The following is a 23,095-nucleotide window of genomic DNA, read 5'->3' as shown; positions in this document are numbered from 1 at the left end:
CGGCACGCGACGCCTCAATGAACCGGTCACGGACAGCCAGCATGCACGCTCACCCGACAGCCCCTCGTCCTCGCTTCAGCCTGACCTGGCGCGTGCTTGCCCTGAGCAGCCTGTTGTTGCTGCTCCTGGCGGGGCTGTTTACCTGGCTCGGACATGCCAACTTGACGCGCCAGTTCGAGGAGAGCCTCAGCGAGAGCAACGAACGGGAAGCGCGCGAGATTCGGCTGACCCTACAGCGCTCCGAAGAGAGCCTGCTACAGCTTGCTGCGCTGGCCGCGGCGTCTCCCGATCTGGGGCCGGCGCTGGCCGCCAGCGACCAGGCACAACTGGTCGGCTCCCTTTCCCCCCAATGGCCCACGCTTCAGCTCGAGGCCGGGGTCGACGAGATCATGGTGTTCGACGCACGCGGCCGCCGATTGGCCGAATGGGGGGAAGGCCAGGTCGACCAGGAGCGTCCGGTTCAGGAATGGGTCCGCCAGGTCATGGAGACCGAATATCCTCTAACGGCTCTGCGGTGCGCCAACGATTGCCGACAGTACGCCGCGGTTCCGGTACTGGTCGAGGGGGATAGTGTCGGCATGGTGATACTGTCGCGTTCGCTAGCCGATGTGACCCGCCAGGCCCAACAGGTTTCCGGCAGTGAAGTCGCCCTGCTGATCACCGGCTCCCTCGAGACGGATGTCCTGCCGGATCGACACTTGCCGAACTGGAGCGGCCACCTGGTGGCTTTGACGCATACCGAAGAGTACCTCCCGCTACTCCGCCAGGCTTCGCAGGAGGCCATGCTCAGCGACATTCTCGAAGCCCCGCTGCGGCTGGAGCATGGTGGGCGCGACTACGAGCTCTCGGCCGTGCGCATGGAAACCGATGAGAACCGACGCAGCACCGGCTTCTTCCTCCTCGCCACGGACATTACCCAGCAGATCCGCAACATCCAGCGCAATACACGCAACCTGCTGTTGGTCGGCCTCGGCGGCTGGCTGGCAGCCGAGCTCCTGCTGCTGGCCATTCTGCTGCGTCCCATGGCCAGGCTGCGACGTCTGGCCGGCGTCCTTCCGGCACTGGCCCATGGCGGCTTCGAGGAAACCCGCAGCGCCATACCCGCCCCGCGCAGCCGGCTTCAGGACGAAATCGACGTGCTGGAAGGTACGACGCTGGCCCTGTCCGACCAGCTCGAGGCGTTGCAGCAGGAAGTCACCGCACGCGGCGCCCAGCTTGCCGAACGGGTTGACGAACTGGCCCGCGAGCGCGATTTCGTCGGTAGCCTGCTGGATACGGCACGCGTCTTCATCGTTACCCAGGACAGTCAGGATCGCATCACGCTGGTCAACGATTACGCCCTTTCCATTATGGCCATGCAGGAGGAACGGCTCCTGGGCCGACCTTTCGATGATGTGTTCAATTCAAGCACCGGCAGCGGTCAGGAGTCCTTCCAGGAGGAGCGTAGCCTGATGACCTCGGATGGTCGACAGCGCACCATCGCCTGGTACCACGCTCCCCTGGCGGCGCGCGGCGACGACCGAGCGGCTCGCATCTCGGTCGGGCTCGATATTACCGACCGCAAGCTGGCCGAAGCGCGGCTCACCTGGCTGGCTGAGCGCGACCCACTGACGGAGCTGTACAATCGGCGCTATTTTCAGGAAGCCTTGGGCAACGTCATGCAGCGTGGGCGCAGCGGCGCGGTCCTGTTGCTCGATCTGGACCACTTCAAGGATGTCAACGAGCTCAGCGGGCACCACACCGGCGACCGCTTGCTGCGTATGGTGGCCGATTCGCTGTTTCAGGAGTTCGGCCACTGCGGCATCCTTGCACGCCTGGGTGGTGACGAATTCGCGCTGCTGCTGGAGGGCGCCGATGCCAGGCGAGCCATCAGCATCGCCAAGCAGATCACGCCGCTGCTCGACGGCACCGGCCTGGATACCGGCGGACAGCTCCACCGGGCAACCGCCAGCCTCGGCATTGCCCTGTTTCCCGTACATGGCACCAACCCTGCCGACCTGATGGCCAATGCCGACCTGGCCATGTACAAGGCGAAGGAGAGCAGTGCCCAGCGCTGGCACCTGCTCTCGACGCACGATCGCTCCAAGGACGAACTGCAGGAGCGCGTCTACTGGGTGGAACGAATTCGCCAGGCGCTCGATGAGGACGGTTTCGAGCTGATGGTACAGCCCATCATGCGCCTCAGCGATGGCGACGTGCGTCATTACGAAGTGCTTTTGCGCATGCGGGGCCACAAGGGCGCCCTCATCTCGCCCGCCCACTTCGTTTCCGTGGCGGAGCGCAGCGGCCAGATCGTGCAGATCGATCGCTGGGTACTGCAGCATAGCCTGCAGGCCCTGAGCCGAATCCAGGCGCAGGGCCTCAGCCTATCGGTCAACCTTTCGGGCCAGACCCTGCACGACGAGGGGCTCCAGCAGTTTCTCATGGAGGAGCTGGCGGCCAGCGGTGCAGACCCACGCCACCTGATCCTCGAGATCACCGAAACGGCGGCCGTTACCGATTTTTCCAGCGCTCGCGGCGTACTACATGCACTGCGCGACCTGGGCTGTCGCACCGCCCTCGACGATTTCGGCGTCGGCTTCAGCAGCTTCCACTATCTCGGTGAACTGCCCGTGGATTTCATCAAGATCGATGGCACCTTCATCAGCAGCCTGATCACCAATCCCGAGAGTCAGGTCATCGTCAAGGCCATCGCCGACATCGCGACCGGATTCGGCAAGCTGGCCATCGCCGAGTTCGTGGATCAGGAAGCGCTGATACCGCTTCTGACCTCGTATGGCATCACATACGGCCAAGGCTACCACTTGGGCAAGCCGTCACCGCTTCAGGATATCTTCTAGGCAGGGTTCATTCGTATCGACTAATTTATAGCACTGTAGAGTTGTCACCCACCGCGCTAGCGCAAGGAGTGCACCGATGGGAAGTCGCAGGACACCCGCGCAGGAAACGACCGGACGCAGCGAGCAGTTCCAGCAACTGATCGACGAGTTCTTCCTCAAGCTGGCCATTGACGAGCGAGACAGGCAACGCGTCTACCGCCTCAGGCATGAAGTCTACTGCCAGGAGATTGGTTATACGCCGCCCGATTGCCACAGCACAGGCATGGAACTGGACCCCTACGATGACAGCGCCCTGCATTGCCTGATGGTACATCGCCGCTCGGGCATCGATGCGGGATGCTTCCGTTTGATCCTTCCTCCTCCCGACGCCGAGCACACCGGGCTTCGCCTCCCTCTACAGGAATACGCCGGGACGAGTCTGACCCACGCCACTCTGCACCCGGGACGCCTGCCCCTCGACCAGATCTGTGAAATATCTCGTTTCGCCACGGCTCGCGTATTCCGCAACCGCCCCATCCGCCATGAAACGCTCGCCGATGGCCCTCTCACCCATGCATTTTCCGATCATGAGCGCCGGGTCTTCCCGCTGATCACCATCTCGCTGTTCCTGGCGACTCATGCACTGGTCGACCTGGTCGGGCGCCGGCACATCTTCGCCATGATGGCGGCCCGCCTGCCGCGGTTATTGGCCATGTCGGGGTTCCGCTTCACCCGGGTGGGTGATGCCATCGAGCTGCATGGCCAGCGCAACGCCTTTTATATCGACAACGAGGTGGCCAAGCGCGAGAGGAGCCGCGCCCTGGCAACCCCTTACCATCTTATCCGCTCACAGCTGGCTTGCCAGCTTCCGCTCGCCATTGCCGACCGGGAGCAGCTCGGCCTCTGGTAGCCTGCGTGACAGATCGGGCCCGGCGTAAAGCCGCCCAGGCCAGGTGAGCACCATGACAGCCAGCACGTTGCGATGTTCACCGCGCGCCAGGTCGGTTTCGCCTTCCGCGGAGGGGATGATGCCTGTGTCAGGATCGATGGCCTCGACCAAGCGCCGGCGAATTCGTGTCACGACCGGATGGTTCTCGTGGCCCGCCAGCAGAAAGCTGAGCGCGACTTCGGCCTGGATGTCGGCCGTCGCCTCATCCAGGATACGCTCGAGTTCGCTGGAGAACGCCTCGAGAATCCAGGCGTGCCTCTCGCTCTCCACCCAACGCTGATAATAGCGACTGTCGGCGATCACCATGTGCGTCATGCCGTAAAGCCGGTTGCGATAGTCGGCATCGCCCAGGGCCGCCACGCTATCCGCCGGAAAGGTATCGAGAAACGCCTCGCGCACTTCCTGGCGCAGGTCGGCGACACCCAACTGCTGCAGGAACCAGGCTTGGTTGGCTACCTGAGCGGCATACAGGCGCATGACGCCGGGATCCGTCAGGAAGCGCTGCCACGCCAGGCCTGCGAGGTAATCGAGCGCCCGTTCATGATCGGGTAACGCTTCCAGCAGGCCGTAGTACTCCAGCTGTACCAGGCGAAAAAGCAGCTGGCGAGCGAATGCCATCTCGCCCCACTCCGCCAGCATCGCCTGACGTGCTCGCTGCTTGGCCGTGCGGCGTGGATAATGAGCGATTACCTCGAGAGCCCGGGCTGCCGCATAGCCGGGTTCCTTCAGGCCATCGATGTCGCGTTCGAGCTGGAGCAGAAGCCGGCGGCCATGCGCCTTGATGGGACCGAGGTAGTGCGCCTCGCCGCTGATGCGATAGAGTCGCTGGGCATAGTGCCGCTGCTTGTCGCGAGGCAACTCGGTGAAGGCAGCCTCGTAGACGGCCTGAATGGTCTGGCCTGCCGCCGAGTCGTCGTGCGCCGGCCTCACGGACTCGACCGCGCATCCTGTCAGCCACAACAGCAACACCAGCGCGTACCAGCGGCCGCCAGGCAGGCACGGCAGGGCCGTTGCCGAGGGCTTCATGATCCTGCCTTTCGCCGTGGCTCATTCATGGTCTCAGCCTCCTTGGCGGCCTCGCTGCGTACGCTGCTGCCTGGGCGTGATCATGCGTACCCTGACCTTGGGGCGCGCCTGGACCCTCTTTTTCTGCTCGTCGGACGTTTCGCCTGCCCCGGGCTCGCCGTTCGGGGCCGCTGCCGGCTCCGTGGGCGGAGGAATGACCACCCAGGCGAACACCGGCAGGGCAAGCCCCCAGTAGATGGCAGCCAGTCGCAGACCCAGTGTGACCCCAAGCGCCAGGCCGATAGCGATACCGGCCGGTACGCCGAGCGCCCCCAGGCCCACATAGGCAATGCCGCCGGCAATGGAGGCCGTGGCATATACCTCCTGGCGCAGCACCATCGGCACGCGCCGTGCCAGCACGTCGCGCACCATGCCGCCCGCTACGCCTGTCAAAAGCCCCATCAACACCGCCACCACGCCCGGCGCTTCCAGCTGCAGCGCCTTGTGGGCGCCAATGACCGTGAACAGCGCCAGGCCGAAGGCATCGGCGACCGGGAGGAAAACCCGCGAAAGGCGGTGGATGTAGTGGAAGCCGACGATGGACAGGCCCACCGTGGCGAGGATCACCCACAGGTAGGTGGGATCGACCACCCAGAACACCGGACGCACGCCGAGCACCAGGTCACGCAGGGTGCCGCCGCCGATGCCGGTGACCGCGGCCAGCACCAGCATGCCGAATGGGTCCATGCGCGAACGGCAGGCGAGAATCACGCCCGAGAGGGCGAAGACGATCACGCCCGCCATGTCCAACCAGTACACCAGCCCCGTCAAGTCCACCTCCGCTCGCTCTATTGGTAGGTCACGACGAGAAAGCTCACCAACTCTTCCTCGCCATCGTTCTCGATGGTGTGCTCCAGGTCGGCATGGTAGTGGGCCGAATCTCCTGGGTTGAGCTCACAGCGGTTCTCTCCCGCCAGGATTCGCGCGTGGCCCTGGGTAACGGTCAGCAGCTCCCGGGTCCCCTCGTAGTGGGCCGAACTTTGCAGGCGCGCACCGGGCGCCAGCCGTACCTCGTAGAACTCCACGTTCTTTTCCATGTGCAGCGGCGAAAGCGTCCGGATGCGGCAATCCCGATCGTCGCGAAACAACTGGCTGGCGTCGTCGCTGCGTACCACCTCGATTCGCGAAGCGGTCCAGGGCTGATCCACCAGATCGCCGATATTCATGCCGAAGGCCTGGGCGATGCGCAGCGTCACCGCCAGGGTGGGATTGGCCTTTCCTCGCTCGATCTGGCTGAGCATCGAACGGCTGACCCCCGACGCCGCCGCCAGTTGCTCCAGGGTGAGCCCGCGCCGCTTGCGCAATTCGATCACGCGTGTGGAGAGACTGCCGGCCTCCGCCTGCGATCCGGTCGTCGTTCTGTCGTCCACCTACACTGCTCCTCATTGAATGACTATTTCCCGTCATGCTCAGCGTTCGAGCGACACTGTGACGAAGGGCGTCTCCATGATGCAGGATTTTTTTCTTGCATCGGGGATTTGTTCTGCAATACTGGAATTCATTCCTCTATAGTAAATGTCTTGTTGCGAATTGCCATAAGCCTCTCGCAACCCATCCACCGAACCCTCCAATCACAAGTCGGGAAGGTAGACATGAAAGCACTGATCAAGAAGGAGGCCGCACCCGGTCTCTGGCTGGATGAGGTGCCGGACCCACAGGTCGGCATCAATGACGTGCTCATCAAGGTGAAGCGCACCGCCATCTGCGGCACGGACGTGCACATCTACAAGTGGGACAACTGGGCGCAAAAGACCATTCCGGTGCCCATGGTGGTGGGCCACGAGTTCGTCGGCGAGATCGTCGAGGTCGGCTCCAACGTCAACGACTTCCACCCGGGACAGATCGTCTCCGGCGAAGGTCACGTCGTGTGCGGGCGCTGCCGCAACTGCCTGGCCGGGAGACGCCACCTGTGCGCCCACACCAGCGGCGTTGGGGTCAATCGCCCCGGTGCCTTCGCCGAATACGTCTCCTTGCCCATGTCCAACGTGTGGGAACACCAGGCGGGGATCGATCTTGACGTGGCTGCGCTGTTCGATCCGCTGGGCAACGCCGTGCATACCGCGCTGCAGTACGACCTGCTCGGCGAGGACGTGCTGATCACCGGCGCCGGCCCCATCGGCGCCATGGCCGCTGCCGTATGTCGCCACGCCGGAGCGCGCCACGTGGTGATCACCGACCTCAACCCGGGGCGCCTGGCACTGGCCAAGCGCCTGGGCGCCACCCGCACGGTTAACGTGGCGCATGAGAGTCTCGCCGAGGTGCAGCGCGAGCTGGGCCTCACCGAGGGCTTCGACGTGGGCCTGGAGATGTCCGGCAGCCCCGCGGCGCTTCGTGACATGCTGGCCAACATGTGCCACGGCGGCAAGATCGCCATGCTCGGCATACCCACCGAGGAGATCGGTATCGACTGGAACACGGTGATCTTCAATATGCTGACGCTGAAGGGAATTTATGGCCGCGAAATGTACGAGACCTGGTACAAGATGTCGGTCATGGTCGAGTCCGGCCTCGATATTTCGCCGGTGATCACCCACCGCCTGCCCTATACCGAGTTCCAGCGCGGCTTCGATGCCATGCTGAGCGGAGAAGCAAGCAAGGTCGTCCTCAACTGGGAGTCATGACATGTACGGAGCCTTTCAGCAGCACCTGCGCGGCGAACTCGATGCCATCCGCCAGGCCGGGCTATACAAGCACGAGCGCCAGCTGACCACCGCCCAGGGCGCCCACGTGGGTATCGGTGCCGGCCAGGAAGTGCTCAACCTGTGCGCCAACAACTACCTGGGCCTGGCCCAGCATCCCGAGGTCAACGCCGCCGCCAGGGCAGGCCTCGAAGCGTGGGGCTATGGCCTGGCCTCGGTGCGCTTCATCTGCGGCACCCAGAGCCTGCACAAGCTGCTCGAGCAGCGCCTGACCGATTTTCTCGGTACCGAGGACACCATTCTCTACCACTCCTGCTTCGACGCCAACGGCGGGCTGTTCGAGACCCTGCTTGGCGCCGAGGATGCGGTCATCTCCGACGAACTCAACCATGCCAGCATCATCGACGGCGTGCGCCTTTCCAAGGCCAGGCGCTACCGCTATCGCAACAACGACATGGCCGACCTGGAAGAGCAGCTGAAAGCCGCCGACCGCGACGGGGCGCGCTTCAAGCTCATCACTACCGACGGTGTATTCTCCATGGACGGCTACATTGCCCGGCTCGACGAGATCTGTGACCTGGCCGAGCGCTACGGGGCACTCGTGCATTTCGACGACTGTCACGCCACCGGCTTTCTCGGCGAGGGCGGGCGCGGCACTCACGAGTACCGTGGCTGCATGGACCGCATCGACATGACCACCGGCACCTTGGGCAAGGCGCTGGGCGGCGCCAGCGGCGGCTACACCAGCGGCAAGCGCGAAGTGATCGAGCTGCTGCGACAGCGCTCTCGACCCTACCTTTTCTCCAACACCGTGGCACCGCCGGTGGTGGCCGGCGCACTGAAGGCCATCGAGCTGGCCGCCGAATCCCGCCAGTTACGCGATCAGCTGCGCGAGAACACCGCCTTCTTCCGTGAAGGCCTCGAGCGGCTGGGGTTCGAGCTGCTGCCGGGCGAGCATCCCATCGTGCCGGTGATGCTGCACGACGCCGGGCTTGCTGCGCGCTTCGCCGAGGAAATGCTCAAGGAAGGCGTCTATGTCATCGCCTTCTCCTATCCGGTGGTACCCCAAGGCAAGGCGCGCATTCGTACCCAGATGTCCGCCGCGCTGAACCGCGACGACCTAACGTTCGCCCTGGCCGCCTTCGGGAGGGTCAAGGAGCGCCTGGGGCTATAGCCGTACGTGGGCAAGAAATTGCCAGGCAGGCAATTTCTTGCCCGCTTCAGGCAACAAGTTGCCTGATTCCACTTAGGATTCCTGCCGCCTTAGCCATAACATATTGCCACCTCTTGAATTAGGCGTGGCTGGCATAGCGCATGCTGCTCCAGGGCCGTATCCGTCTTCCAGGAGGGAAGCATGGCCCTTGAAACCGGACTCCGATTTACCTTGCAACTTGCCGGGGCGGCCGACACCGAGCTGAAGGTCACCGAATTCACCCACCGCGAGCAGCTCTCCGCTCCCTTCGCGCTGACCGTGCGTTTCGCCAGCCGGAACGGCACTCTTTCCGCCACCGACATCCTCGATCGCGAGGCCACGCTGACGATAAGGCAAGACGGCACGGCGTTGCGTCTCATCCATGGCGTGGTGAGCGAATTCGCTCGTGGCGACCGTGGCCACCGCCACACGTTCTATCGGATCGAGGTTCGACCCGCGCTGTGGCGCCTCTCGCTACGCCACAATTCGCGTATCTTTCAGAACGTCTCGCCGCTCACCGCGCTCAACACCCTGTGCGACGAGCACGGCCTGGTCGACATTTCCTTCGCCGTCACCCGGGAACCCGAGCGCCGCGAGTACCTGACCCAGTACCGCGAAACCGACCTGGCGTTCATCGAGCGCCTCGCCGCCGAAGAGGGGCTCTTCTACTTCCATGAGTTCCACAGCCTCAACGGCAGCGCCGCCCATCGGCTGCTCTTCGCCGACGCACCCCATGTGTTGCCCCACCTGGGCAACCGTACCTACCACAGCCGCCCCGGCGGCACGCCACCGAGCCGCCACGTCCGCCAGCTGGAACATTTCGCCCGCGTCGCTCCCTCCTCGGTGACGCTCAAGGATTACGCCTTCGAGCGCCCCGCCTATTCTCAGCTCCACGGTCAATTGGCCAACGGTCTCGAAGAGCATGCGCAGCGAGTCGACTACGAGCACTACGACTACCCCGGCCGCTACAAGGTCGATTCCTCCGGGGAGGCCTTCACCCGCATCCGCCTCGAGGCGCTGCGCCAGGATGCCAGCACCGCCGTCGCCGAGAGCGACCTGCCCGAGCTCGCCCCCGGCACCCGCTTCACCCTGACCGAGCACGACCTCAGTGAACTCAACCGCGACTGGCAGGTGCTCGCGGTGGTCCATCACGGCGCGCAGCCCCAGGCACTGGAGGAAGACGGCACCGTTCAGGGCGACGATAACGGCATGACCCGCTACCACAACGAACTGCTGCTCATGCCCGCCGATCTGGCCTGGCGCCCCACGCCCAACCCCAGGCCTCGGGTCGATGGCCCTCAGGTCGCCTTCGTCGTCGGGCCCGAGGGCGAGGAGATCCACTGCGACGAGCATGGCCGGGTCAAGGTCCAGTTCCCCTGGGACCGCTATGCCGAGCCCAACACCGCCGGGGCTGAAGGCGAAGCCGCTGAAAGAGCGTCCAGCGCCTGGCTCAGGGTCAGCCAGGATTGGGCCGGCGGGGGGTACGGCAGTATCGCCATCCCGCGAATCGGGCACGAAGTGATCGTCAGCCATCTGGAAGGTGACCCCGACCAGCCACTAATCACCGGGCGCGTCTACAACGCCGTCAGCACACCGCCCTATGCCCTGCCGACGCACAAGACGCGGACTCTCATCCGCACCCGGAGCCACCAGGGTGACGGCTTCAATGAACTGCGTTTCGAAGACGAAGCCGGCCAGGAACAGATCTGGCTCCACGCCCAAAAAGACCTGGAGTTGCTGACGAACCACAACCGCACCGAGGAAATCGGCAACGACAGCCACCTCACGGTTCACCGAAACCGCATCAGCGAGATCCATCGCGACGATCACCAGGCGGTTCACGGCCAGCGCCAAGTCCGTATCGACGGTGACGATCACCTTATCGTCGGCGGTACGCGCCACGAGAAGACCGCCCGCGCCCAGCTCGTCGAGGCCGGTCGGGAGATTCACCACCAGGCGGGTAGCAAGGCTGTCATCGACGCCGGTGCCGAGATCACGCTCAAGGCCGGAGGCAGCTTCCTCAAGCTCGACCCCAGCGGCATCACCATCGTTGGCGCCCAGGTCAGGATCAACTCCGGCGGCAGCCCCGGCACGGGGAGCGGGCAGGTCGCAGCCCCTGCCTTGGTGCCGGGAGCCGCCACGCCGGAAGCGAGTGAGGACGTGACGCTGAGGGCAGCCGGCACGCCACTGGCGGGCGGCTTCATGTCGGCAGCACTGGCAATTGCCGCCACAGCACCAGGCGAAGCCACGTCAGCGGTGAGCGAAGAAGCGACGGACTCGCGTGTAGACGACCTCGAGGCGGCCAGGCAGCAGAAAGCGGCGCGCTGGCAGTGCCGCCAGGGCCAGATCGCCGCCGCCAGGACCAAGCTCGACACCATGCCACCCGGCGGCTCCCGCGACACATTGGCTGCCACTACCGAGCGCTTCGCGCGCAACAACGTCGCCGTCGAACATGCCCGCCTGGCGCAGCATGTCTACGACCCCAGCCAGCCCGTGCCGGTGGGTTGGGAGGATATAAGTCAAAATGAGGAACTGCTTGAAAACTTGGGGCTCTCTCCCTCAGACCTCCATTCTGATGGGAGTTCTTTCAGGGCAGGAGCCTATCAACCCGACCTAAAAGTTTTTAGATACTCTTTAAGTCTCACAATAAGCTTTAAGGGTACAGACTTTTCAAACAGTGAAGACCTGCTCAATAACATAGCCCAAGGCCTCGACTTGCACTCAGATTATTACGAAAATGCAGTAAAAATAGGGGAATCTCTCACGACAAGTGGCTCTCAAGTACATTTGGCAGGTCATTCCCTCGGCGGTGGCCTGGTTTCCGCCGCCTCAAGGGCAAGCGGTCTTCCGGCAACAACATTCAATTCTGCAGGCCTGAATCGCAACACGGTGGAGCGCTATGGTGGCGCCTTGCATCAGCCTCGGCCCGACAACATCCGGGCGTTTCGTGTCGCGGGTGAGCTGTTGACTGCTATGCAAGAGCACTCCGTAACCTCCACCCTGGCAGCTGCCGGAGTGGGTGCAGCGGTGGGAGGAGGAGCGGGCGCCCTTGCCGCTATCGCCAGCAGCACGATACTGGCCACCTTGATGCCGGATGCGGAAGGCACACCGTATCGCCTGCCCGGACGCGGCTTCAATCCGGTCGAGCGGCACAGTATGGTGCAGGTCATCGAGGGGCTGGAAGCCCAGAAGGCTTTCGATCAGCGTATCCTGGCCGATGCCACGGGCCATCACTGCACGTAAGGAGTCTTCATGCAGGCCACGCGACGCCCATTTCTTCTGCACTTTTGTTCATTTTTATTGCTTGCCCTGCTTCTTCTTGTCAGCGGCTGCCAGCCAACCCAGGGATTGACAATGACACGCCAACACACTGCCGACGAGTTCTTCAGCGGCCCGCATCTCGAGCTGGCCCGGGCCATCGAGCGCAACGACATGGCGGCGCTGCGCCGCAGTGCCGAGGGGGTGGACCTCACCGCCCGGGGCGACAAGCAGATGACCCTGATGTGGTTCGCCCTGCTGCAGCAGAATCCGGATGCCGTACGGACTCTAGTGGAACTAGGGGTGCACCCCAGTGAAAGCCCTATGGAAGGTATGGCGGCGCGAACCCCCTTAGGCGCAGCCCTAATGAGTGAAAGTACGAAGTATTTTGAGGCTATGCTGGACGGAGGCTTGTCAGCAAATGACGAATCAGGGGACGGAACGCCTCTTCTTCACCGCACTATCACCAGTGGCAAACTGGAGCATATCAAACTACTGATTCAGCATGGCGCCGATATAAACAGCCAAGATAGTATTGGCAGGTCTGCCTTTCACGATGCTTGCCTCGGAACCAAACCAGAAATAGCTGTATACCTGCTTGAGCAAGGTGCGAGAGTAGATACCCGGCTAGCAACTGGAGTTACACCTGCCTGGGTTGTGTACGATAGGCTACAGCGCTTACCTCTTAGCGAAGTTCGACAAGGCTTCGAGACAGTAAGTGAGCTAATGATCGAGCGCGGCGTCGAGTTCCCGCCGCCTTCCCCCCTCGAGGTGCGCGAGCGGATGCGGGCCGAAGGGCTGACGCCGCGAGTGCCACCGGGCCATGATCGCTGACCCTTCATTTCCGTTATGGACGTTCCGGCAGCCCCTACCGCTGCTGTTTGCAGTCAGGGCTGCCAGGCCGTGTTGCTCTATCTATCGTTGCGGCGGTTTCAGGTTCCCACTCCGGTGGAGATTCAGTGCGGACAATGGCGCTATTCAGTCTCGTGCCCATGTTCTGCCAGCCAATCGCGCAGGAACGCGATTTCCTCCTCCTGGGCTTCGATGACTTCACGGGCGAGGTCGCGCACCGCCTGGTCCTCCCCATGCTCCAGGGCCACACGGGCCATGTCGATGGCGCCCTGGTGATGGGCAATCATGCCTCTGGCGAAGTCGACATCCGCGTCACCGCTGAACTCGGTCAGCATGTCGCGATGCATGCGCTCGGCGATGTCACGATAGGCCTGCACCGCCGGGTTGTCGGCGTGCTCGTCCTCCTCGGGCGCCATGGCGTGTTCGGTGTGCTCCGCATGGTCGGTTCCGGCACCCGCCTCGTCACTGGTTTCCTCGTCGACGGCTTGCTCCGCGCCTGCTCCCTCTCCGCTACGTTCTGCTTCCGTGGCTTCGCTCGCGTCTGACTCTGCCTCGATGGTTTCCGCTGGCCTCTCGTCCTGCTGCGTTTCGGCCTCCTCGATTCGTTCCTGCGCCTGGGCTTCTTCCTCCGCGGCCAAGACGGGAAGGGTCAAGAAGGCACTGCCAGCCAGGATGAAAGCCAGCGCCGGAAGGGAACGTACTGCGAAGGTGTGTGGCATGGTGCTCTCCTATACCATGGGGATCGTACGACTACGATAGAGCCATGCGCCGCGCAGGTCACCACACCTGCGCAGCCAGACACCATCATTACCGAGACTACCATGGACTGGAACCCTGCCCTGATCTGGCTGGCCATCGCCCTGCTGTTGGGCCTGGCGGAACTCTCCTCGGGCGGCCTGGTGCTGCTGTCGCTGGGGGTCGCTGCTGCCCTCACCTCGGCGTCGGCGGCACTCGGGCTTAGCCTGCCCTGGCAGCTTTTCGCCATGGGCGTGTTCTCGGGTATTCTGCTGCCGCTCGCGGTCAAGGTGATCCGCCCCTGGTTCTCGCCCAGCGGCGTGGCCTATGGCACCACCGGTACCGGCGTGGAGCAGGGGCGCACCTATACCACACTCAAGCGCGACTTCGACGGCGCCAGCGGCGTCAAGATCAACGGCGACTTCTACCGCCTGCGAGTGGCCGAGACAGGCGCGACCGAACTGCCGGAAGGAACCCTGGTGACCTTCGAACGCTTCGACGGGACCACTGCCATCGTCAGCCACGCCGAACCGCACTGAACCGAGCAAGACGACACTGAAGCATCAGCACAGTGCCATTTTGCTTGCACTACATGAAGGAAATTGAATATGGATCTACCCCTCAATCCAGGGCTGCTGTTGGCCCTTATCGTCGTTGTGATCGGCATCCTGATCGTCGCCAAGGGTCTGGTGATCGTGCGCCAGTCGGAGGTCATGGTCATCGAGCGCCTGGGCTCGTTCAACCGCCTGCTGGAGAGCGGGATCAACATCATCATTCCCTTTATCGAGCAGCCCCGTGCCATCACCATGATTCGCTATCAGAAGCGCGGCGACGAGTATTTTCCCGTCACGACCAGCGAGGTACGCATCGACCGCCGCGAAACGGTGATGGACTTTCCCGGTCAGCCGGTGGTGACCACCGACAACGTCACCGTACGCATCAACGGCGCGCTCTACTTCCAGGTCATCGATCCCCGCCGGGCCGTCTACGAGGTGGAGAACATGAGCCAGGCGGTGGAAGTGCTGGCCAAGACCACGCTGCGTTCGGTGGTCGGCAAGATGGAACTCGACAAGCTGTTCGAGTCTCGCGCCGAGGTCAACAACGAGATCCAGTCCGCCATGGAGGAGCCGGCTTCCAAATGGGGCGTGAAGATCTCGCGGGTGGAGGTACAGGACATCGCCATGCCCGATGAGGTCGAGGAAGCCATGCGCCTGCAGATGGCCGCCGAGCGCAAGCGGCGCGCCACCGTGACCGAGGCGGAAGGCGAGAAGGCTGCCGCCATCGCCAAGGCCCAGGGCCAGCGGGAATCGGCGATCCTCAACGCCCAGGGCGACAAGGAGTCTGCCATTCTACGCGCCCAGGGCGAGCAGGAGTCGATCAAGCTCGTGCTCAGTGCCATCGGCGACAGCGATGAGCACAAGCGCACCGTGGTCGGCTACCTGCTGGGCCAGAGCTACATCAAGGCGCTGCCGACCATGGCCCAGCAGGGCGAGCGGGTATTCGTGCCCTACGAGTCTTCCGCCCTGCTCGGTTCCATGGGCATGTTCCGTGAGATGGCCGGCTCACCGGAGGACACCGTGGCGCAGCATCTACGCACAAGCGAAAGGCAGAACGGCCTGCGCGGCGGCATGGTCGGCGGGGCGGGCAACGCCGGCTAGTATCCCGCCCCGAAGCGGGCCAGCTGCATTTCACGCAGCCGGCTGTGCGTGCGGCGAAAGGCAAATGCCAGGTAGCCATCGGCATAGAGGTCGTCCATGGCTACCTCGGCCTCGACATGGAGCGGCACGCGGCGGTCGTAGCATTCATCGACCAGCGCAATGAAGCGGCGCACCCCGTCGTCGCGTTTCGAGAGCGACGGCAACTCCCGCTCGCCGGCCTCGATGCGTTCGGTGCCGTCTTCGGTGCCCCGGGCGACCCCTCCGTTCACGTTCGCATCGCTGAGCCTTGGCACCTCGCCAAGCAGGATTTGTTCGAAGCCGTCGACCAGCGCGATGAAGTCCAGCGCCGCCAACGGCTGCTCGCACAGTTCGGCATAGCGGCACCACACCACCCGGTCGCTGCGCCGCTCCACCGCAATTTGGCGATGCCCCAGCTCGATGGGCTCGGTGCTCACCACCTCGCCCGCACTCAGCCGTTCGAAGACGGTCGCCAAGGCGCTCGGCCGGCCGGGCTCGGCCACCCAATAGCGCTGGTACGCCTGGCCGGGGTGCAGGCGATGATCGTAACCGCCGTCCAATTCCACGACCTCCATGCAGCGCTCTATGGCCTCGATGGCGGGCAGGAAACGTTCGCGGTTGAAGCCGTCGGCATAGAGCTGACGCGGTGCCTGGTTGGAGGTACATACCAGTACCACACCCTCCTCGAACAGCGCCTGCAGCAGCCGGCCAAGCAGCATGGCGTCGGCAATGTCGCTGACGAACAGCTCGTCGAGGCACAGCACTCGCGCCTCAGTCGCCAGCTCACGCGCCAGCGCCGCAAGCGGATCGGCGGTACCGCTCAGCTGGAACTGGCGCTGGTGCACCCAGCGCATGAAATGATGGAAATGCAGGCGCCGGGTGGGCACGTCGAGCTGCCGATGAAAGCCATCCATCAGCCAGGTCTTGCCGCGCCCTACCGGGCCCCAGAGATAAACGCCGGGAATGGCGCGACGCCGGTCCGAGACCGCTTCGTCGTGCAGCGCATGGAAGCAGGCATCGAGCCGCTCGGCTGCGGCATGCTGGGCCTCGTCCGGGGCGAAGCCGTGGCGTTCCACTGCCTCGCGGTAGAGATCGAAAGGCGAGGTCGCCGTCATGCCTCGAGCCGACGCACCATGATGGTGACCTCCTCGCCACGGTAGCTCAATTCCTCGAGATCGCGCCAGCCAAGCCGGCGATAGAGCGCCTGCTGGTCGGGCGTGAACAGGTAGAACCGATCGACACCGCTGGCGGCGGCCTCCTCCTCGACCCGTCGTACCAGCCTCGAGGCGATGCCTTGCCCACGCCACTCCGGCAGCACGAAGACCGATGCCAGCCAGGGCGTGAGTTCACGACGGCTGTCCATGTCTTCGGCCAGCAACGCCGCCGTGCCTACCGGCTGGTCTCCCTCCATGGCCACGAACACCGAGGGGACGCCGCCATCGCCGCATTCGCGGCGGAAGGCGTCACGGTAGGATTCGGCGGTACTGCCGGGGTGCAGGTGCCCCCATTCGGCGTAGGTCCAGCCGGCCACCGTGGCGACGTGGGGTGAGGCGGGAACCAGGCGTACGAGGGTGATCGGGTCTTTCATGCGCATTCCTATGCTGCCGGTGGATGAAGGCCGCTTCGCTTTGGCAGATCCCACAGGGCTTCTATCCTGAAACGAGATCGACCGATGAACGCCATGGCGCACGGGACGCGCCAGCAAGGAGAGCATTATGGCACTGCAACTGAAGCGACTCGAAGATCAGGTCATCGTCATCACAGGCGCCACCAGCGGTATCGGCCTGGCGACGGTACGTCAGGCCGCCGACAGAGGAGCCCGTCTGGTCGTCGCCGCACGCGACGAGCAAGCGCTCGATGCGTTGATGGTAGAGCTGAACTACCGTCACGCTGAGGCCGTCGCCGTGACAGCCGATGTCGGGGATAGCGAGCAGGTCCACAACATTGCGGAGACGGCCGTGCAGCGGTTCGGTGGCTTCGACACCTGGATCAACAATGCCGGCGTTTCACTGTTCGGCCACATGATTGATATCCCCGAGGAGGATCACCGCCGCCTGTTCGACACCAATTTCTGGGGCGTGGTGAACGGTTCCCTGGAGGCGGCGCGCCACCTGGGCATACGCGCCGATTCCCACGGTGGGGCAATCATCAACCTCGGCTCGGTAGTGTCGGACCGGGCCATTCCGCTGCAAGGCATGTATTCGGCGTCGAAGCATGCCATCAAGGGTTTCACCGACGCGCTGCGCATGGAGCTCGAGTCCGTGGATGCGCCGATCGCCGTCACGCTGGTCAAGCCGGGCAGCATCGCCACCCCCTTCCCCGAGCATGCCGGCAACCATATGGACGTCGAGCCGACCCTGCCGCCCCCCCTGTATGAACCGAGCGTCGTCGCCCAGGCCATCCTTTACTGCGCCGAGCACCCGCGGCGTGACATGCGCGTCGGCGGCGCCAGCAAGGGCATTGCCATGCTCGGTCACCTGGCGCCGCGACTGGCCGATCGCATCATGCAGCGCAGCATGATGGATCAACAGCGCTCCAATCGGGCGCCTCGCCACCGCGCCGGACTGCACATACCGGCCAGTGACGTGCGCCAGCGGGCCGACTACGGACGCTCCATCGCCAGCACCAGCCGCTATACCCAGGCTTCCATGCACCCACTGCTCGCCGCCACTGCCGTGGCCGGTGTCATGCTGGGCGTGGCCGCCCTGGGCAGCGGCAAGGCGAAGCATCTTCGGCGGCACTGAGCCCCGACGCCTCGCCCCAGGCGGCCCGGCTAGCCCAGCTGGAACGGATAGACCGGGCCGACCTGCAGGATCTGCGTCAGCTCGTCCAGGGCAGTCAGCGTCTCGTCGGCCAGTTGCGGGTCGGCCAGGTCGTCGGGCGCCAGCCGGTCGCGATAATGGCGCTCGACCCAGGCAGCCAGCTCATCGTGCAGGGCATCGCTGAGCAGCACGCGGCCGGTCAGCGCGGCACGCTCCTCGGCGGACAGCACAACCCGCAGGCGAAGGCAGGCGGGGCCACCGCCGTTGCGCATGCTCTGCTTGACGTCCTTGACGATCACCTCATTGATAGGATTGTGGCCAGCCAACAGGTGATCCTGAATGGCGCGCCACACCGCCTCGCGCTCCTGGCACTCGCCCGGGACCACCAGGGTCATGCTGCCGTCGGCGTTGCTCAGCAGCTGCGAGTTGAAGAGATAAGAGGCTACGGCATCCTCCAGGCTCACCGCCTCGAGGGGGACACGCACCGGAATGAGCGGCGTGGCCATCTTGTCGCGCAGCGCGTCGAGCGTGCCCTCCTCATCGAGGAAGGCCATTTCGTGATAGAGCAGCACCGGGCCATTGCCCACCGCAATCACATCGTTGTGGAACACGCCGGCATCGATGGCGTCGGGATGCTGCTGGGCGAAAACCGACTGCGCCGCGGCGAGCCCATGCTGGCGCGCCACCGCCTGGCTCGCTTCCAGGGTCTGGCGCGCGGGGAAGCGCTTCGGCGCCACCTCGCCGCCGAAGGCCTGGCGGCCATAGACGTACAGGTGCACGCCGGGTTCGCCATGGTCGCCGCACAGGCGGGTGTGGTTGGCCGCCCCTTCGTCGGAGAAAGCCGGCGTAGCCGGCAGCGCCGGGTGGTGGGCGAAGCGCGATTCGTCACGGAAAATCGCGGCCAGCACGCGGCCGGTGGTTTCCGGTTCCAGGTAGCGGTGGAAACTCGACTGCAGATTGGCCGGAGTGAAGTGCACCCGGCCGTCCGGCGCGTCGCGGCTGGGCGTCACCGTCCCGGCATTGGCCGTCCACATGCTCGAGGCCGAGCACACTGCACGCAGCACCTGGGGTGCTTCGCTGGCCGCCCGCGCCAGTACCTTCCGATTACTGCCGGAAAACCCCAGCGAACGCAGCGCACCAAGGTCGGGCCGCTGCTGCGGTGGTAGTACGCCCTGGGCGTAGCCGGCATCCATCAACGCCTTCATCTTGGCCAAGCCCTGCAGCGCCGCCTCGCGGGGGTTGGAAACCAACCCGCCGTGGCTCATCGAGGCCACATTACCGTGGGCCAGCCCCGAATAATTGTGGGTCGGCCCTACCAGGCCATCGAAATTGACCTCGCGGTAGTCGTCGGCGTTCTCGGCTCCGCTCATAACACCACTCCTGGCGGCAGGTTGTCGGGCAGGCTCAGGGTCTCGGCTTCCATCGAGGCCACGGGGTAGGCGCAGTAGTCTGCCGTGCCAAGTAAAGAGCGCGCTGACAGCGCCACACGCGGCAGCGTTACAACCCTTGCGATCATAACGTGACTCCCGGCGGCAGATTGTCGGGCAGGGAAAGCGTCTCGGCCTCCATCGAGGCGACCGGGTAGGCGCAATAATCCGCCGCGTAGTAAGCGCTGGGACGATGATTGCCGCTTATGCCCACGCCGCCGAAGGGGGCGTCGCCGGAGGCGCCTGTGGTCTGGCGGTTCCAGTTGACGATGCCGGCGCGAATGCGCAGCAGGAAGTCGTCCCAGTCGGTGCGTTCGCCACCGATCAGCCCCGCGGCCAGGCCGTAACGGGTATCGTTGGCCAGTTCGAGGGCTTGATCCCAGTTTCGATAGCGATAGACCTTGAGCAGCGGGCCGAAGTGTTCTTCGTCGGGTACCGGCAGGCCGGTAACGTCGATCAATGCCGGAGAGAGCAGGCTCGTGCCCTCCTGCAGGCACGCCATGCGCGCCAGCACCACGCCACCCAGCGCCTCCAGATCGTCCTGGGCCTTGAGCAAACCCTGGGCGGCCTCCTGGCTGACAAGGCCGCCATAGAACGGTGCCGGTTCCTCGAACTGGCCCGCCACCCGCAGGCGGGCAATGGCATCGACCAGGGCGTCGAGCAGGTGATCGCCGATCTGGCCTTCGGGAACGATCAGCCGGCGCGCACAGGTGCAGCGCTGCCCGCCGGAGAGGAATGCCGACTGCAGGATGGCCAGTACTGCGGCGTCCTGGTCATGCACCTCCTTGACCACTAGCGGGTTGTTGCCGCCCAGCTCCAGCGCCAGGATCTTCTCCATCTGGTCGGCGAACTGGCGGTTGAGCAGGCCGCCGACCCGGGCGCTGCCGGTGAAGAGCAGCCCGTCGATACCCGGGTGCGACGACAGCGCCTGGCCCACCGGGGCGGCCCCCTGTACCAGGTTGATCACGCCGGCCGGGAGCCCCGCTTCGTGCCAGCACTGCAGGGTGAGGTCGGCGGTCAGCGGGGTCTGCTCGCTGGGTTTGAACACCACCGTATTGCCGGCCAGCAGCGCCGGCACCATATGCCCATTGGGCAGATGGCCGGGGAAATTGTATGGGCCGAACACCGCCATCACGCCATGAGGCCGGTGGCGCAACACTGCGGTGGTATCGCCGACCTCACGGCTGCGCTCGCCGGTACGCTCCTGGTAGGCCCGCACCGAGATCGCCACCTTGCCGATCATGGCGCCCACCTCGGTTCGCGCCTCCCACAGCGGCTTGCCGGTTTCGCCGGCGATGGCGCGCGCCAGGTCTTCGCGGTGGGTTTCCAGCCTTTCGCGGAAACGCTCCACCACGCTCAGGCGCTCGGCGAAGGCCAGCCGGGCCCAGCCCGGGAAAGCGCCGCGGGCAGCTTCCACCGCTGCCGCCACCTGACGTTCGCTGGCTGCCGTGCCTTGCCACAGGGCCTCGCCGGAGACCGGGTCGTGCTTGGTGAATTCTTCCGCTTCGCCCGGCTGCCAGCGGCCGCCGATCGTCAGCTGTTGCATCGCTTTCATGAAGCCTCCTCGGTATCCAGTACGCGCAGGACATCGCCGCCCACCACGCCCAGGCGTCTCGCCTCCGCCTCGCTCAGGGTGAGGGTGCCCTCCTCGTCGGGGCCGCGAGCCACCCAGGCGGCGCGAAAATCGGCCATAACGGTGTTGGCCGCCAGCCAGCGCGGGCGAGCGAGTGGCGTCTCGTCAGCGCTGCGAATCTCGACCCGGCAGCGACGCGACTTGCGCACCGCACGCACGTCGTCGATATAGGCTTCCACCGTCGGACCGCCATCGAAGATGTCGATGAAGCCCTCCCAGCGCAGCCCCTCCTGCTTGAGCATGGCCAGCGCCGGGCGCGTGTCCCGGTGCACCTGGCCGATGCAGGCCCGCGCCTCCTCGGAGAGGAACGGCGTGTAAATCGGAAATTTGGGCATCAGCTCACCGATGAAGCTCTTCTGACCCAGCCCGGTGAGACGGTCGGCCTCGTCGAAGTCCATGGGAAAGAAGTGGCTGCCCAGGCATTCCCAGAACGGGCTCTTGCCGCGTTCGTCGAAGACACCGCGCATCTCGGCCAGCACCTTGTCGGGGAACTGGTCGCGAAACTCGGCCATGAACAGCCAGCGCATCATCGACAGCAGCGCTCCGTTGCGCTGGTGCGCTCGCTCCATGCCACGAAAGCCGGGGCGCAGGAACAGCGAGGCCACCTCGGCATCGCCGGTGTGGTCGGAGCTGAGGAAGAGGGTGTCGATGGTGCGATGCAGGTCGAGCTGCACCGAAGAATGGGCCAGCGTGCCCAGGCGATAGTGGTAAAACGGCACCTCGCGGCCCACCTGGCCCTCGATGGCACAGCAGCCCGCCAGTTCGCCGCTCTCCTCGTCTTCGAGCACGAAGAAGTAGTTTCGCCGGTCGACCGGGGTGCGCTGCTCGAAGGCGGCGACGGCGGCGGCAATCTTGGCCGAGAGAAACTCACGGTTGTCGGGCAGCGAGGTGAAGCCAACCCCGGTTTCGCGGGCGATCTTCTGCAGTTCTTCCAGATCGCCCTCGGCAATCGGTCGGATACGCATTTACAGCTCTCCCTCGTCGAAGCCCAGTTCTTCCTCACCGGCATTGGGTAGCGCCAGCGGTGCGGCAAGCACCGCCCGCCCCTCCTCCACGCCAAGCAGCTCGGCATGCTCCGGCGAAAGCATCAGCTGCCCGGTGGGCGACAGTGCGTAGCGCGCTACCACGCAGCGGAACTCGGCCAGGCGCTGATTGGCGATCATCGCGGGCTCGGCGTCCGGCAACGCGTGGGCCGGCCGCACCCGTACCGGATGCCAGGCAGCGCGACGGAACGTGTGCAGGCGATCGCGCTCGCCCTTGATCACCGGGCCGGCGTCGAACAGGTCGACATGGCGCGAGCGCATGAAGCCTTCCGCCAGCATCTCGGCCATGGCCGCCTCGTGGGCGGGGTGCTCACGGCCGATGGCGGCGCGTGCCTGGGGCGTGAGCAGCGCGAGGTAAAGCGGAAACTGCGGCATCACTTCGGCAATGAAGCACTTCGAACGCACCCCGGCGAGATAGTTGATCTCGTGGTAGTCACGGACGAAAAAGTGCCGGCCCACGCTGTTCCAGAACGGGGACTCGCCCTGCTCGTCGAGATAGCCGGGAAACGCCATCGCCAACACTTCGGCGAAGCGCTCCGGATACTGCGCGATGAACATCAGGCGCGCGCGGCGCAGCAGGCTCTCGGCGCTGGTGCCACGGTAGCGCGGGTCGAGCGACAGCGCGCAGAGCTGGGTGGTCTCGGACACCTCGTGGGAGAGCGAGAGGGTCTGCACCTCGCGACGCACGTTGAGCTGCTGCGAGGCGTGGATCAGGGTTTCCTGGCGATAGGTGTAGTAGGCCTCGCGCGCACCGGCCTCGGCGCGCAGGGTGGCGGTGCCCACCACCTCACTCCGTTCCAGGTCCTCGAGCACGAAGGTGTAGTGCTCGTCGCCGGGGAAATCGACCTCGCGCCCGAACGACTGGCGCGACCGGGCGATGCGCTCCTCGAGGCGGTCGCGATGCGCCGGCAGGTTGGTCAGGCTCGGCGTGGCCAAGCCCGCCAACCGCTCGAGCGCCGGCAGGTCGGCCTGCCTGACGGGGCGTACGACCATCATGGCGGGATCTCCTGGATGATTGGCGGTCGTGTCCTGCATGGCTTGGCCA

19 protein-coding genes and 1 pseudogene are annotated in these 23,095 nt (G+C 64.8%); 9 read left to right on the top strand and 11 right to left on the bottom strand.

Annotation, left to right across the window (positions count from 1 at the left end):
* Nucleotides 1-41: 41 nt before the first annotated feature.
* Nucleotides 42-2,840 (top strand): EAL domain-containing protein, encoded by a 2,799-nt coding sequence (locus ACOJCM_RS11880; RefSeq protein WP_445212254.1) that lies wholly within the window; start codon nucleotides 42-44, stop codon nucleotides 2,838-2,840.
* A 76-nt stretch (nucleotides 2,841-2,916) separates the two neighbouring features.
* Nucleotides 2,917-3,729, top strand: a complete 813-nt coding sequence (locus ACOJCM_RS11875; RefSeq protein ID WP_445212253.1) for a PEP-CTERM/exosortase system-associated acyltransferase — start codon at nucleotides 2,917-2,919, stop codon at nucleotides 3,727-3,729.
* Here the strand turns inward: ACOJCM_RS11875 and ACOJCM_RS11870 are convergent.
* From ACOJCM_RS11870 to ACOJCM_RS11860, 3 genes are read right to left on the bottom strand one after another with little or no spacing between them, the layout of a single operon-like run.
* Nucleotides 3,667-4,794: a DUF3541 domain-containing protein gene (locus ACOJCM_RS11870; RefSeq protein WP_445212252.1), complete on the bottom strand. Its 1,128-nt coding sequence runs from the start codon at nucleotides 4,792-4,794 to the stop codon at nucleotides 3,667-3,669. The two genes, ACOJCM_RS11875 and ACOJCM_RS11870, sit on opposite strands and share 63 nt — an antisense overlap.
* A gap of 33 nt (nucleotides 4,795-4,827) precedes the next feature.
* Entirely contained in the window at nucleotides 4,828-5,604 is a 777-nt protein-coding gene (locus ACOJCM_RS11865) for a trimeric intracellular cation channel family protein (RefSeq protein ID WP_445212251.1), read from the bottom strand.
* A gap of 17 nt (nucleotides 5,605-5,621) precedes the next feature.
* A complete protein-coding gene (locus ACOJCM_RS11860) occupies nucleotides 5,622-6,203 on the bottom strand; it encodes a helix-turn-helix domain-containing protein (protein WP_445212250.1) in 582 nt (193 codons plus the stop codon).
* 222 nt (nucleotides 6,204-6,425) lie between these two features.
* Here ACOJCM_RS11860 and tdh point away from each other — a divergent pair, with 222 nt between their 5' ends.
* The 4 genes and pseudogenes from tdh to ACOJCM_RS11840 all read left to right on the top strand — a co-directional run bounded on the left by tdh (nucleotide 6,426) and on the right by ACOJCM_RS11840 (nucleotide 12,756).
* Entirely contained in the window at nucleotides 6,426-7,454 is a 1,029-nt protein-coding gene (gene tdh / locus ACOJCM_RS11855; RefSeq protein ID WP_445212249.1) for an L-threonine 3-dehydrogenase, read from the top strand.
* Between the two features lies 1 nt (nucleotide 7,455).
* Nucleotides 7,456-8,646 carry a glycine C-acetyltransferase gene (gene kbl, locus ACOJCM_RS11850; RefSeq protein ID WP_445212248.1) on the top strand — a complete coding sequence of 397 codons (1,191 nt, stop codon included), beginning with the start codon at nucleotides 7,456-7,458 and terminating at the stop codon, nucleotides 8,644-8,646.
* 180 nt (nucleotides 8,647-8,826) lie between these two features.
* A pseudogene (locus ACOJCM_RS11845) lies at nucleotides 8,827-10,827 on the top strand (type VI secretion system Vgr family protein); the annotation flags it as partial.
* A 1,089-nt stretch (nucleotides 10,828-11,916) separates the two neighbouring features.
* Nucleotides 11,917-12,756, top strand: a complete 840-nt coding sequence (locus ACOJCM_RS11840) for an ankyrin repeat domain-containing protein (RefSeq protein WP_445212247.1) — start codon at nucleotides 11,917-11,919, stop codon at nucleotides 12,754-12,756.
* Between the two features lie 140 nt (nucleotides 12,757-12,896).
* Here the strand turns inward: ACOJCM_RS11840 and copM are convergent, their stop codons facing one another.
* Nucleotides 12,897-13,493, bottom strand: a complete 597-nt coding sequence (copM, locus tag ACOJCM_RS11835) for a CopM family metallochaperone (protein ID WP_445212246.1) — start codon at nucleotides 13,491-13,493, stop codon at nucleotides 12,897-12,899.
* A 102-nt stretch (nucleotides 13,494-13,595) separates the two neighbouring features.
* Here copM and ACOJCM_RS11830 point away from each other — a divergent pair, with 102 nt between their 5' ends.
* A complete protein-coding gene (locus ACOJCM_RS11830) occupies nucleotides 13,596-14,048 on the top strand; it encodes an NfeD family protein (RefSeq protein ID WP_445212245.1) in 453 nt (150 codons plus the stop codon).
* Nucleotides 14,049-14,117: 69 nt separating this feature from the next.
* Nucleotides 14,118-15,167 carry an SPFH domain-containing protein gene (locus ACOJCM_RS11825; RefSeq protein ID WP_445212244.1) on the top strand — a complete coding sequence of 350 codons (1,050 nt, stop codon included), beginning with the start codon at nucleotides 14,118-14,120 and terminating at the stop codon, nucleotides 15,165-15,167.
* Here the strand turns inward: ACOJCM_RS11825 and zapE are convergent.
* Entirely contained in the window at nucleotides 15,164-16,300 is a 1,137-nt protein-coding gene (gene zapE, locus ACOJCM_RS11820; RefSeq protein WP_445212243.1) for a cell division protein ZapE, read from the bottom strand. The two genes, ACOJCM_RS11825 and zapE, sit on opposite strands and share 4 nt — an antisense overlap.
* Nucleotides 16,297-16,773, bottom strand: coding sequence for a GNAT family N-acetyltransferase (locus ACOJCM_RS11815; RefSeq protein ID WP_445212242.1), 477 nt, complete (start codon nucleotides 16,771-16,773; stop codon nucleotides 16,297-16,299). Before ACOJCM_RS11815 ends, zapE begins: the two co-directional genes overlap by 4 nt.
* Before the next feature lie 127 nt (nucleotides 16,774-16,900).
* Between ACOJCM_RS11815 and ACOJCM_RS11810 the strand changes: the two genes are divergently transcribed.
* A complete protein-coding gene (locus ACOJCM_RS11810; RefSeq protein ID WP_445212241.1) occupies nucleotides 16,901-17,929 on the top strand; it encodes an SDR family oxidoreductase in 1,029 nt (342 codons plus the stop codon).
* Nucleotides 17,930-17,958: 29 nt separating this feature from the next.
* Here ACOJCM_RS11810 and astB read toward each other — a convergent pair whose 3' ends face one another.
* From astB to ACOJCM_RS11785, 5 genes are read right to left on the bottom strand one after another with little or no spacing between them, the layout of a single operon-like run.
* Nucleotides 17,959-19,317: an N-succinylarginine dihydrolase gene (astB, locus tag ACOJCM_RS11805; protein WP_445212240.1), complete on the bottom strand. Its 1,359-nt coding sequence runs from the start codon at nucleotides 19,315-19,317 to the stop codon at nucleotides 17,959-17,961.
* Nucleotides 19,314-19,463: a hypothetical protein gene (locus tag ACOJCM_RS11800; protein ID WP_445212239.1), complete on the bottom strand. Its 150-nt coding sequence runs from the start codon at nucleotides 19,461-19,463 to the stop codon at nucleotides 19,314-19,316. The genes astB and ACOJCM_RS11800 overlap by 4 nt, the downstream gene beginning before the upstream one ends.
* Entirely contained in the window at nucleotides 19,460-20,929 is a 1,470-nt protein-coding gene (gene astD / locus ACOJCM_RS11795) for a succinylglutamate-semialdehyde dehydrogenase (protein ID WP_445212238.1), read from the bottom strand. The genes ACOJCM_RS11800 and astD overlap by 4 nt, the downstream gene beginning before the upstream one ends.
* Complete coding sequence (astA, locus tag ACOJCM_RS11790; RefSeq protein ID WP_445212237.1) at nucleotides 20,926-21,972, bottom strand: arginine N-succinyltransferase; 1,047 nt, start codon at nucleotides 21,970-21,972, stop codon at nucleotides 20,926-20,928. Before astA ends, astD begins: the two co-directional genes overlap by 4 nt.
* Nucleotides 21,973-23,046 (bottom strand): arginine N-succinyltransferase, encoded by a 1,074-nt coding sequence (locus ACOJCM_RS11785; protein ID WP_445212236.1) that lies wholly within the window; start codon nucleotides 23,044-23,046, stop codon nucleotides 21,973-21,975. It lies immediately after the preceding gene.
* Nucleotides 23,047-23,095: the final 49 nt, after the last annotated feature.

The sequence above is a fragment of the Billgrantia hypersalina genome, from assembly GCF_052584175.1.
Note: the sequence above shows the minus strand (reverse complement) of the source record. Positions and strands in the feature narration are given on the sequence as shown.